Source organism: Erysipelothrix aquatica (assembly GCF_009828825.1).
GTDB lineage: Bacteria > Bacillota_I > Bacilli_A > Erysipelotrichales > Erysipelotrichaceae > Erysipelothrix > Erysipelothrix aquatica_A.
In genome coordinates this window covers 223,397-236,240 of sequence record NZ_WTTA01000003.1, presented here as the reverse complement: position 1 = coordinate 236,240, position 12,844 = coordinate 223,397, and the positions used below count along the sequence as shown (strand labels likewise).

Annotated in this window: 12 protein-coding genes; all 12 read left to right on the top strand. The window is 38.9% G+C overall.

What is annotated here, in order from left to right; translation table 11 throughout:
* Nucleotides 1-7: 7 nt before the first annotated feature.
* Nucleotides 8-1,516 (top strand): sugar ABC transporter ATP-binding protein, encoded by a 1,509-nt coding sequence (locus GVV22_RS07060; protein WP_159649426.1) that lies wholly within the window; start codon nt 8-10, stop codon nt 1,514-1,516.
* Between the two features lies 1 nt (nt 1,517).
* The gene (locus tag GVV22_RS07055; RefSeq protein WP_159649425.1) at nt 1,518-2,525 is read left to right on the top strand and encodes a galactose/methyl galactoside ABC transporter permease MglC; all 1,008 of its coding nucleotides are present in this window, start codon (nt 1,518-1,520) and stop codon (nt 2,523-2,525) included.
* Nucleotides 2,526-2,554: 29 nt separating this feature from the next.
* Nucleotides 2,555-3,721, top strand: coding sequence for a galactokinase (locus GVV22_RS07050; RefSeq protein ID WP_159649424.1), 1,167 nt, complete (start codon nt 2,555-2,557; stop codon nt 3,719-3,721).
* Nucleotides 3,678-4,679 (top strand): hypothetical protein, encoded by a 1,002-nt coding sequence (locus GVV22_RS07045; protein WP_159649423.1) that lies wholly within the window; start codon nt 3,678-3,680, stop codon nt 4,677-4,679. Before GVV22_RS07050 ends, GVV22_RS07045 begins: the two co-directional genes overlap by 44 nt.
* A gap of 92 nt (nt 4,680-4,771) precedes the next feature.
* Entirely contained in the window at nt 4,772-5,065 is a 294-nt protein-coding gene (locus GVV22_RS07040; RefSeq protein WP_159649422.1) for a PadR family transcriptional regulator, read from the top strand.
* Nucleotides 5,066-5,079: 14 nt separating this feature from the next.
* The gene (locus tag GVV22_RS07035; RefSeq protein ID WP_159649421.1) at nt 5,080-6,252 is read left to right on the top strand and encodes a DUF2812 domain-containing protein; all 1,173 of its coding nucleotides are present in this window, start codon (nt 5,080-5,082) and stop codon (nt 6,250-6,252) included.
* Nucleotides 6,245-7,393, top strand: a complete 1,149-nt coding sequence (locus GVV22_RS07030) for a DUF2812 domain-containing protein (RefSeq protein WP_159649420.1) — start codon at nt 6,245-6,247, stop codon at nt 7,391-7,393. Before GVV22_RS07035 ends, GVV22_RS07030 begins: the two co-directional genes overlap by 8 nt.
* A gap of 135 nt (nt 7,394-7,528) precedes the next feature.
* Nucleotides 7,529-8,365, top strand: coding sequence for a MurR/RpiR family transcriptional regulator (locus GVV22_RS07025; protein WP_159649419.1), 837 nt, complete (start codon nt 7,529-7,531; stop codon nt 8,363-8,365).
* Between the two features lie 125 nt (nt 8,366-8,490).
* Nucleotides 8,491-9,549, top strand: a complete 1,059-nt coding sequence (locus GVV22_RS07020; protein WP_236261935.1) for a trans-sulfuration enzyme family protein — start codon at nt 8,491-8,493, stop codon at nt 9,547-9,549.
* Nucleotides 9,550-9,701: 152 nt separating this feature from the next.
* Nucleotides 9,702-10,985, top strand: a complete 1,284-nt coding sequence (gene celB, locus GVV22_RS07015; RefSeq protein WP_201290695.1) for a PTS cellobiose transporter subunit IIC — start codon at nt 9,702-9,704, stop codon at nt 10,983-10,985.
* A gap of 148 nt (nt 10,986-11,133) precedes the next feature.
* Nucleotides 11,134-11,679 carry a DapH/DapD/GlmU-related protein gene (locus GVV22_RS07010; RefSeq protein WP_159649418.1) on the top strand — a complete coding sequence of 182 codons (546 nt, stop codon included), beginning with the start codon at nt 11,134-11,136 and terminating at the stop codon, nt 11,677-11,679.
* A gap of 64 nt (nt 11,680-11,743) precedes the next feature.
* Nucleotides 11,744-12,844 (top strand): VOC family protein, encoded by a 1,101-nt coding sequence (locus GVV22_RS07005; RefSeq protein WP_159649417.1) that lies wholly within the window; start codon nt 11,744-11,746, stop codon nt 12,842-12,844.

The window sequence follows — 12,844 nt, the reverse complement described above, 5'->3', positions numbered from 1 at the left end:
GTAAATTATGGAAACAAACATACTTGAAATATCAAACTTAACAAAAGAATTTCCGGGTGTTAAGGCATTAGATAATGTTCAACTGGCACTCAAACCCGGAACCGTTCATGCTCTGATGGGAGAAAACGGCGCGGGTAAGTCAACGCTGATGAAATGTCTCTTTGGTATTTACCATCGCGATGCCGGGACAGTTATTTATAATGGACAAGCTGTTGACTTCAAAAATGCAAAAGAGGCTATGGATGCAGGTTTAGCAATGATCCATCAAGAACTTCAACCCATTCGGAAAATGACGATCGCGGAAAATATATTTCTTGGGAAATATCCATTGAATCGCTTTGGTTTAGTCGACCATAAGAAAATTAATGCATGGACTAAAGATTTACTCGAAGAGGTTGGTTTAGACAAAAAACCAACAGCACTTTTGGAAACGTTAACGGTCTCGCAAATGCAATCGGTTGAGATTGCGAAAGCAATATCGCACAATGCCAAAATTGTCATTATGGATGAGCCCACATCGTCATTAACAACGTCCGAAGTTGAAATGCTCTTTAGTATTATTGACCGCCTCAAGGAAAAAAATATCGCAGTCATCTATATTTCTCATAAGATGGACGAAATCTTACGAATTTCAGATGAGATTACCATCATGCGAGATGGTCAATACGTAAATACATGGCCCAGTTCAGAAATGAGTGTTCAATCCATCATCAAAAATATGGTTGGTCGTGAGCTAACAAGCATGTTCCCGGAAAAAACTAACGTCCCACATGAGGATGTTATTCTTCGCGTTGAAAACCTCACATCTACTGACCCTCTATCATTTAAAGAATGCTTCTTTGAGCTCCAACAGGGGGAAGTTCTCGGAGTCGGAGGTTTGGTTGGAGCACAACGGACTGAGTTAATGGAAGCGATTTTTGGAATCCGCCCCATCGAACAAGGGTTAATAAAAATCAATGGGACACAAACGATTATCAAACATCCCAATGATGCCATCGCCAATAAAATTGCGTTGGTAACCGAAGATCGTCGTAGTACTGGGATCTTCGGTGTCTTATCTGTTGAAGATAACATCGCGATTACATCTATTAATGACCATATTAAATATGGACTGATTAATGATAAAAGTGTGGATACGATGGTTAAGGACTCAATAGAAAAACTCCGAATCAAAACCGCATCGAAACGCACAAAAATAGAAAACCTTTCCGGTGGAAATCAACAGAAAGTTATTCTCGCGCGATGGTTAGCAAATAATCCAGATATCTTAATTCTTGATGAACCAACACGAGGGATTGATGTTGGCGCTAAATTTGAAATCTATCAAATTATCAACGATCTCGCTAACCAAGGTAAAAGCATCATTATGATTACATCTGAAATGGCGGAGTTACTCAATGTATCCGATCGAATTATGGTTATGTGCGAAGGGCGTATATCCGGATTCCTTGATAGCAAAGATGCTACACAAGAATCGGTGATGACACTCGCCACCAAATTTATGCAGGGAGAATAGTATGACAACTAAATTATTTAAGAAAGATAAAAAAATAGATATACAAAAAATACTAACAGATTACTCAATGTTCATCGTGGTAGCTGTAATGATTATTTTTACAGGTACTACTCAAAGCAACTTCTTTACCATTGGAAATGCATCAAACATTCTCGCCAACACATCAGTACGTTTTATTATTGCGCTTGGAATCTCAGGAACATTGATTATTCGTGGAACTGATTTATCGGCAGGGCGGATTGTAGGTTTCTCCGCAATTTTAGCCGGAACGTTAGTACAACAACCTGATTTTGTTGGGAAGTTCTTTCCCAATCTACCGGATTTACCAATCTTTGTACCACTGTTAATCGTTATTGCAGCATGTGCACTGTTAGGATTAATGAATGGTATCATCATTGCTTACTTCCATGTTCCACCATTCTTGGCAACATTGGGAACTCAAATTATGATTTATGGATTCAATATGCTCTATAGTGGAAACCAACCTATTGGAACATTTAAAGAATCGTACATCCAAGTTGGTCAAGGCAAGCTCTTTGGAATCATTCCATACTTGGTAATTATTGCGGCTATAGTTGGGGTCGTTATGTGGGTTCTTTATAATAAAACCCGTTACGGAAAAAATATGTACGCAATAGGTGGAAACGAACAAGCAGCTGAAGTTTCAGGCGTTAACGTACCACGCACTAAAATTAAAATTTTTGTACTTGCAGGAGCCCTTTACGGACTTGCAGGGTACTTGCTATCTGCAAAAACAGGATCCGTAGGACCTTCATCAGGTACAAGTTATGAACTAGAGGCAATTGCTTCAGCGACCATTGGTGGTGTTTCAACAACAGGGGGTCAAGGTACGGTTCCTGGAATCTTACTCGGGGTCTTTGTCTTTGAGCTATTGAAAGTTTGTCTTGCATATTTAGGTGTTAAACCTGATATGACAAACGTCATCCAAGGGATTGTGATTGTGATTGCTGTAGCGTTAGATATTCGTAAATCAATGCGTAAAAAATAGGTATATAGAGTCTTTTTAGGAGGGGCATTATGGAATTATTAGAAAATAAATTTGAGTCGGTTTTTGGGAAAGCGTATGATTACGCATTTTTTGCTCCAGGTCGGATTAACTTGATTGGCGAACATATTGATTACAGTGGTGGTAATGTGTTTCCATGTGCGATTACTAACGGTACTTACGCCTTGGTACGTGTTCGAGATGATCGTATATTTCGATTTGCTTCACTCAATGTTTCGGATACAGAGATTCTTGAGATCGACGCCTCAGACTTAGCATTTAACGACAATCACGGATGGGTAAACTATGCCAAAGGAATCATTGCGACCATTGCACAAAGAGGACTGCCGGTCGATACTGGATTTGAAGTGCTTTACTTTGGTGATATTCCCAACGGTGCAGGATTGTCCAGTAGTGCATCGCTTGGTATTGTGACTGCAGAGGTTATTCGCAAGATTAACCATCTGACATTAAGTGACCTTGATCTTGTAGTTGTGACCAAAGATTCTGAGAATCAGTATATTGGCGTTAATACGGGAATTATGGATCAATTCACGGTTATGTTTGGTCAAAAGGATACGGCGTTGCGCCTGAATACAGAAACCTTAGACTATGAACGTGTCCCGGTGCAATTAGAGGGGCACAAAATTGTAATCATGAATACCAATAAACAGCGGGCGCTTGCCGATTCAAAATATAATGAACGTTTGGAAGAGTGTGCACGCGCCTTATCAATCATTCAGAATCACTACAACGTCAGTGAACTATGCCAACTCAATCGTGAACAGTTAGAAGCGATCGTAGATTTTTTTAAGGATGATATGGTGGCGTATCGTCGTGCACGTCATGCTATCAGTGAAAATGATCGTGTAAGCCGTGCCGTACGAAAGCTGCGTCATGGTGAACTTCTGGCATTCGGTAAGCTTTTAAACGCAAGTCACAAAAGTCTTAAAGATGATTACGAAGTGACCGGAAAAGAACTTGATGCCATTGTGGAAGCAGCATGGGATGAAGCATCATGCATTGGAGCTCGTGTAACGGGAGCTGGGTTTGGTGGTTGTGCGATAGCAATTGTCGCAACCGATGCTATTCCAGCCTTCATTAAAAACGTCGGAAGCAAATACAAAAAAGCGATTGGTTATGAAGCAAACTTTTATGTCGCAGAAATCGGTGACGGTTCTCATGAAATTGAACGTTGAAGTATCGCATGAACCGTTTACCGATGTAATTTCATTATCCAACGGTATGCTTGATGTTCGTGTGTTATCGTATGGTGCAACGTTAATTCATTTTGGATTTGTGAATGAGCCAAACTGTGTTGTGCGATACCAAGATCTTGGATTGTATGAATCCAATCCGGTATACCTCGGAAGCGTTGTCGGGCCAACGGCTGGACGGATCAAAGACGGTCACTTATGTGTAAATAAGAAAGAATATGGACTTTCAATCAATAATACACCAAACCATCTTCATGGTGGTTTTCAATCCCATGCTTTTAAAACATTCTCATACACAATAATAGAGGATGGCATTCGGCTTGAGTTAGCGGATACTCCACATGATGGTTATACATTAACCGTTAAGACAACCGTAACCTATCAACTTAAGGATGCACAGCTAATTGTAACGATATCTGCCTACCCGAGCGATCCGTTTCCAATCAACATTACGACACACAATTATTTTAACTTAGATGGAAGCAATTCCCTTGTCAACCATTCTCTAAAAGTTGAAGCCAATGAGATTTATACGGTTGATGCGAGTTTAGCGAACAATGGTAAGACGCTACCTGTTGCACACACCGCCTTTGATTTTAGAGCTTGGAAATCAATCGAACAAGCATTGACACAGAAGCATCCAGAATTTAAAAAAACACGCTTCATTGATCATGATTATCGTCTCGATGGAAAGCTTTATCTAAAAACGCAAACGCGTATGTTGGTGTGTGAAACATCACTACCAGTATTACGTCTTTATTTTGCGAATTATTTTGATGAAACCTTTAAACAGGAACATGGTAAGGATGCACGCAATTACAGTGCCCTTGCAATCGAGCCGCAGTTCCCTGCGAATGCGATCAACTTTGGCCAAGGCGACATTTTCTCCACGGACACTCCTTATACCTCACGGTCGTCTTATACGTTGTATCGCCTTTAAAAGTCACTCTGTGACTTTTTTTATTTGGTAAATAAAAGAGACCGTGCTATAATATCGATAGATGATATCGTTGGTCGATATTGGAGGTGTACATGACAGAAACAATGATCTATGTTCTTATGGCCCTGCAGCATCGAGATATGTTTGGGAAAGAAATTGTAGACTGGGTAGCAGAGAAAACGAACCGTCGTGTTGTCTTGGGGCCCGGAACGCTGTATACAATCCTTGCGAAGTTTGAGAGTGATGGCTATATTTTTGAAACGAATCGCGAAGGACGTGCTCGTACTTATACCATGTCAAACAAGGGTACTGTTGCTCTCCATAATGCGATTGATAATTATAAGCAAATAATACTTGATGCTCAAGAGGTGCTCAAAGAAAACTAGAAAGGAGGGTTGAAATGCTTGAATTTCGAAATGTAAGTGCATCGGCATACTTAGCGTATGAGGCATACTTGAATGAGATGGTTACGAAAGGATATCATCTCAAAAGTTCCAATCCATTTTATCAACGATTTGAAAAAAATAAGGACGTTAATGTTCGATATGAAATCATTCCCAAAGCCTACCGAAGGTATAAGGGATTTCTAGAAAATAATCGTGAGTTTAAAGCATTCATTGAATCATTCGATCGAAAATTTATCGCTTGGTTTGGTCCTTTTGCTATTTTTGAAACATCAATGTCAAATATTTCAACGGTGGACATTTCGTCGGATGTAGATCTTGAACCACTACAAAGACATATTCGCCAAATGAAACGAAGTGGAAGACTACAGATAGGGGTCGTTATACTTTTTTTGCTCCAGATTGCTATCGCTGCAGATCTTAATGTTCTGACCAGCTCATTAAAAGTCGGTTCGTTACTTTTGCTTTCCTATGCATCGATTGCATCTTTTAAAACCCTAAAAGATGCCCAGTATGATCTTAAATGTCTTCAGAATCGGCAATTTGCTAAGGTTGTTCCCGGTTATCGCTATGAAGGCATTACGTCAATCCTATCCGTTGTGCTTTTGGTAGGTCTTGTGTTCACAGGAATCTATGGTTTCATCAATCAGTGGACACTGGTACTCGGTTTATGGCTATTAATTGGAATGCATACTTTAGACGCAATTTATCGTATTAAATATTCAACCCAACAAACAACCTCAAAACATGCCAAATATATTGGTGTCAGTTGTATTAGTTTAATCCTCACACTAGGAATCCTGGTTGGTATTCAACCCGGTAATAATAAAGACATTCATTCACATCCAAACTACTTCGAAACGGAATCGGTCTATACTACGTTTGATGAATCGGTATTTGTGTCAAAATATACGGTACGGGAAGTACGACCGCAAGCTATGAGTTCAACTGGTTTTGACGCAGCAAAAGTTATAGTTATGCGGTTGTATGCGCCGATGGTACGACCCTTGTTGAATTATGAAATGATGCGCTATGCAACGACGTACGATTTCGAAGTTATTCAAGTATCGTCGGATGTCTATGTGCTGCATAACAACGTAATGCCAAATCAAGAAATGATGAGACTGTTAGCACTAGAGGGAATCGCTATGGAGGAAAGTTATGATTGAATTCAGAAGTATCAAATTGTCCCAGTATAAGCATTATGAAGTCTATCTTAATGAGAAAGTGCAAGAAGGTTACCATTTAAAACGCTTCACGATGTTCTTTCAACAGTTTGAACGTAGTGACGATAAGACCCTTCGCTACGAATTGATTCCGATGCCATCACGAAATTCTAAGGGTTGGGGTAATAATGAATATGCATTTCGTGAATTTATGAAAACGTTTGGTCGAACTATCGTCGGATGGATTGAACCCATTGCGATTCTCAAAACGCATGAACCGGCATTCGAACAGGTAAGTAATCTTCAAGAGTTAGAGCTTGAACCGATTAAAAAGCGCTTAAAACGGAATGCGTTTCTATATTTAGTGCTAATTGGAATGTGGTTGTTTACGATGTATACGTCGACCCAATCTAAGCAAATGACAATTACAAGTCAGGGAAGCCTTGGAACATTTCTACTCTATCCGTATTTGATTTTAACGTATTCGGTCTATACATATTCTTATTTTAAGGAGTATCAAAATTTGAAACAGGGTCGATACTCTGATTTCAAAACAAGTAAAAAATATACAAACATGATTAATTTAATTGCAACACTCATCATCTTATTCCTAATTATTAGTTGGGGTGGCATGTTTGGGAAGATAATCAGCATTAAGGGTGTCTTGTGGGTGAGCATCATTTCTCTGGTAGCTGTAGGGGTTGTGAAGATTATCAAACATACAAAAATTCATAAATACCTGAAATATCTAGCTGTTGCGGTCTCAGTATATTTGATATTCGTAGTTTCGTTTAACTTGTTGATTTTAAGTACATTGACGTCACTTGGAAGTCCACGCGAAACCAATCCAGAGCATTCGGAAAATATAGGAAGCCGTTTCGAAGAATCTGTTGTTGCCTCCGAATATCAGGTTTACGATATTCCAGAAAAACCGAGGCCAGATAGTAGATCGTATAGTGCAGTGGTCCTTCACCTGAAAACACCATGGATGCGTCCGATATTTGACTACCAAGCGCATCGTTATGCGGAATACTTCAACTATAATCTGAAGAAAGTAGATGATACGCACTATCTTCTAGAGAGTGGTGAGAATCCGACACCTGAAATTCAAGCACTTATCGATAAGAAACTTTCAATAAAATAAGCAAAGGATCTCTGAATAATTACTGTCGCGTTTTTCATTCGAATTGATAAGTAATCTTGTTGGAAATACGAACACTGAGGTAGAGGTTCGTATGTAGCGTGTAGGAATAATTGATTCTTAATAAAGGAGTTTGTAATGGTATACAGTAAATTACAAAAAAAAGAGGGCCTTTCACCGGTGCAAAGCCACATTGCTGATTATGTTTTAGAGCATACAGACCGCGTATTAACAATTTCAATGCATGAACTTGCTGAAAGTACAAATACATCAACAGCAACAATAACACGATTTTGTAAAAAACTCGGTGTTGAAGGTTACAAAGAATTTCAAATCAGTTTATTACGATCAGTGAATGTTCACATGATGATGACAGAAGAACAAATAATAATTAATGAAAAGAGTAATGAAGTGGAACTTGTGGATAGTATTGGAACACTTCAAAAAAGAGCGATAACAGCGACCCAAATACTATTGACGAAAGAGTTGGTAAGTGAAACAATCGAGGAAATAAACAAAGCAGAAAATTTATATGGCGTTGGAATTAGTGATAGCTTTATCAGTGTGCATGACTTTCAAAATAAACTTTTAAAAGTGTCGAAGTTTGTGCGGATAGCATTTCTTCAACCGGAGCAGACATTTCTTTGTGCACAGGCAACACCCAGGGATGCAGCAATCATAATATCTTATAGTGGCAAAAGTGCTGAAGTTGTGAATGCATGTCAGATTCTAAAAAAACGAGGTGCTAAAATTATCGCTATGACGTCCGATGAATCAAGTCCAGTGGGACGACTTGCAACACATATTATTCCATTGCCACCGCTACGTGAAGAAGATGAATTGGTTCGAACTGTATTCTCATATGCCGCAATTTCTTATGCCATCAATCTCATATTTGCGAGTATGTATCGTTTTGAGTACAGCAAAAATCAGGATTACATTGTTAAAGTTAAAGATGAATATCTAAACAAATAGTCGAAAATTACCGTAATTTAAGGAATAATACTTAAAAGTGCGGTAATTTTTTTCTCTTTGGGTAGATTGCGTTGTTAAGTAAGTGGTTACTTGGTACGGTTTATGTAGTTCAGAGCGAGGTTGAAATGATTATGATAAAAGATAGATTGATTCAAACATGTTTAGCGGTGATTCCAGATGAACAATCACACCATGCAATTTCTCCTGAGATTGCGATGACATCCTCTTTTTATGCAAAGAGCTACGAGGCATATGTTGCAGCGAGCAAAGATGAATTTAACAACTATGTTTACACACGTGGTTCTAATCCTACAACACATAAACTTGAAGTGCTCCTTGCAGAGCTAGAAGGTGCTAAGCGATGTAAAGTGTTTGCATCAGGAATGGGCGCAATTAGTGCTACATTGCAGTCCCATGTTATGAATGGTAGTCATATTGTTGTTGTTAATTCTATTTACTCTACGGCCATGAAGTTTATCAAAAGTCTCGAAAAATTTGGCGTGTCTCATACTGTTGTGATGTCAGTTGATACCCAAGAGATTGTAAGCGCAATTCAAGACAATACAGACGTAATCTATCTAGAAAGTCCGTCAAGTCAAAAATTTGAGATTGTTGATTTAAAAGCAATCGCTGATATCGCGAAATCAAGACAGATTACTACAATGATAGACAATACGTGGGCAACACCAATGTTCCAAAGACCTCTAGAGAGCGGGATTGATCTGATTCTTCACTCTTGTTCAAAATATATCGGTGGGCATTCTGACATTGTTGCAGGTGCAGTATTAGGAACAACTGAGGCCGTGGGTAAAGTAGAACAAAATGGTTACCTAATGATGGGATCAACATGTAGTCCTATGAATAGTTTTCTAGCAATACGTGGAATCCGGACACTCCCCATTCGTATGGAAAAACATAGCAATAACGTAAAAGAGGTTATTGATGCACTGAAGGATGACCCCCGTATTGAGAAAATATTTCATCCATACATTCAACAAGCTGAACGCAGTGAAAAGTATTTAGATGGTTATGGAAGCTTACTTGCAATTACCTTTACTGATAAAGATACTACCAAACTACAAACATTTGTTAATGCGTTAGAAACGTTTTTAATAGGTGTGAGTTGGGTGGTTATGAAAGTATGGTTCTTCCAGGATATAAATTTGATAATCTTGAGACAATGAGGGCAAGGGGATTGGATATTACCCATACCCGATTGTTTATCGGATTGTTGGAAGCACAAATGACAATTGCAGATCTCAAGCAGGCACTATCAACTGCATATGATTAAAGTATCAGAATACCATTTAAACTTAATATAGAAGGGGTGATTTAAGTGGGAAGTAAGATTAGTAATTTTATGGATAATAAGGTTCTACCGTTGGGAATCAAAATAGGTGGTCAAAGACACCTTCTCGCCATTCGCGATGGTATGGCCGCTTCAATTCCATTGATAATTGTTGGATCAATATTTTTAATTATTGGTAATCTACCAATTCCTGGATATACAGAATTTGTATCTGGAATATTCGGCCCAGATTGGGTTACGAAACTAAATTATGCTGTGGATGCTACTTTTAGTATCATGGCTTTGATTTGTGTGTTTGCAATTTCAAACAGTCTCGCAACCAAATATGCAGTTGATGGTGTTTCGGCAGGGTTCATCTCTCTAGCTGCTTTCTTGGTTGTAACACCTTTAACAGGAGATGGTGGAATTCCTCTTGGCTATTTGGGGAGTAAGGGTCTCTTTGTTGCAATCATAGTTTCATTAATTAGTACGGAAATTTTCCGAATAATGGTTCAGAAAGATATCGTTATTAAAATGCCAGAGAATGTTCCGCCTGCAGTCAGTAAGTCTTTTGTTGCCCTAATTCCGTCGATTCTAACGATTACGTTATTTTGGGTGCTGAGATTGGTAATCGAGGCAGCTGGCTTTGGAAACATGCATGAAATCATAGCGGTAATTCTTGGGAAGCCACTATCTTATCTGGGGGGTGGATATGTTGGTGGTTTAATTGCAATATTGATTACATCACTATTTTGGACAGTAGGTATTCACGGTTGGGACCTTGTCTTGAGTGTGATGCAACCAACCTACATGCTTATGCTCGATCAGAACAGAATTGCATTCCAAGCAGGCCAAGAAATTCCAAACATCATTAACTATTCATTCTTTAATGTCTTTGTTTGGATGGGAGGAAGTGGTGTCTTAATTGCAGTCGCCATCTTGCTGGTACTTCGTAGTCGCAGTAAGCAAATGAAAGAGCTAGCAAAAATTGCTGTACCTCCTACTATTTTTGGAGTAAATGAGCCGGTTATGTTTGGATTTCCTATAGTTATGAATCCAATAATGATCATTCCATATGTACTTGCACCACTTGTTGTATTCACTGTCTCATATGCAGCAATGTATTTTAAAATTGTTCCGATGACAAACGGTGTTATGGTTCCATGGACAATGCCGCCACTTATTGGAGGATACCTTGCCACAGGTAGTATCATGGGATCGATTTTACAATTATTAAATATAATCATTTCAGTCGCTATTTACTATCCGTTCTTCAAGGCTGCAGATGATAATGCTTATCGTGGAGAAAATCCCGAACAAACGATTTCTTAATAGTATTGGGCGGTGTCTAAATCTATAGACATCGCTTTTATGTTGCGTAGGATTATCAGAAACTTCTTTTAAAGCTATGTTCACCACTAAAAATGGCATAAAAAAGAGGGGTCGATGTGATAGGATAAATATACTAGTGAGGTATATTATGACAGAAAAAGAAAAAATGATTCAAGGCATGCTCTATGATGCTGGAGATCCAGAATTACAACGTGAAAATGCCTATGCTCGAGATATTGTTGTCCAAGCATCACAGATTTCAGATAACAAGACTCGAAGCGAACTGTATAAAAAGATAATAAAAACAAAAGGGTACGCAAGTTTTGGTGTGGGACTCAAATTAGACTATGGCTACAATGTAAGTGTGGGTGACAACTTCTACTGTAATTACGATTGCGTGATGTTAGATGTCTGTCCAATTACGTTTGGTGATAATTGTATGCTCGGACCTGCAGTTCAGATTTACACGGCAACCCATCCGCTTAATGCGACCGAACGTAATAGTGGACTTGAATTAGGCAAACCAATTACGTTTGGTGATAATGTTTGGATTGGTGGTGCTGCGGTTATTTATCCTGGGGTTACACTGGGGAATAATGTTGTGGTTGCTGGTGGCAGTGTTGTGACCAAGTCATTTCCGGACAATGTTCTTATTGGTGGAAATCCAGCGAAAGTACTTAAAGAACACATTTAAGCATATAAGTTGAGAAGAAAAATCATAGAATATATAATAACATGGTAAGGAGGTAGGTTATACTATGGAAAGAATTTTAGGACTACATCATGTTTCTTCAGTCGTTAAAAACGCACAAGAAAACGTTGATTTTTATGCAGGAATGCTCGGAATGCGTTTAGTTAAAAAGACACTAAACTATGATGATATTGAAGAGTACCATTTCTATTATGGAAATCATGATGGCAGTACAGGCTTATCCACCTATTTCCCAATTTCAGATTCTAAAGAAGGCGATATTGGAGATGGTCAGGTTGGATACGTTACTTATGCAGTGAATACAGGAGCACTCGACTTCTGGAAAGAAAGACTTGATCACTTCGATATTTTCAATTATACATATGAAAGATTTGGTGAGCGTTACTTAGCATTCTCAGATCGTCATGGATTGGATATTGAGTTGGTAGAAACACCGTTAGGTCCAAACAGTCAATGGGCATTCAATGGTGTACAACCAAAGACAGCGATTAAAGGTTTGTATAATGCGGCACTCTTCTCAGAAAGACCTGCACAAACGCTAGCGTTGTTTACCGATTTATTTGGATATACAATTGTGGCGGAAGATGATGAGTATTACCGCCTCCGAATCCACGAAGGATTAGGTGGATTGATTGATATCCGTAAACATACAACAACAATCGGCACCAAAGGCCACGGAACGGTTCATCATATCGCATTCGCAATTGAACGTGGAACGGAAGAAGCATGGCGTGAAAAATTACTCAGTGCTGGGTACTTCCCAACAGAGGTTAAAAATCGTAAATACTTTAATGCGATTTACTTCCGTGAGCGTGGTGGCATTCTCATTGAATTATCAACCGTTACACCGGGTGTAAGCGTTGATGAGCCTGTCGAAACACTCGGTGAAGCGTTTATCATCCCAGAACACTTTGAGGCACAACGACTCATTATCGAAAGTAAATTTATGCCAGTATTCGTTAAAGAAATTGATACGTTAGAAACATATGGTTATCGAAACCGTTACGAGTACGATATGATTACCAAACGAAATGAAATCCGTGAGTCTATTAATGCGATCAAAGCATTTGAAAAAGAACGACCATTGACAGATGATGAGCAAGAGCAACTAAAAGCACTTCGCAAAGCATTTATCAAAGTACGTTAA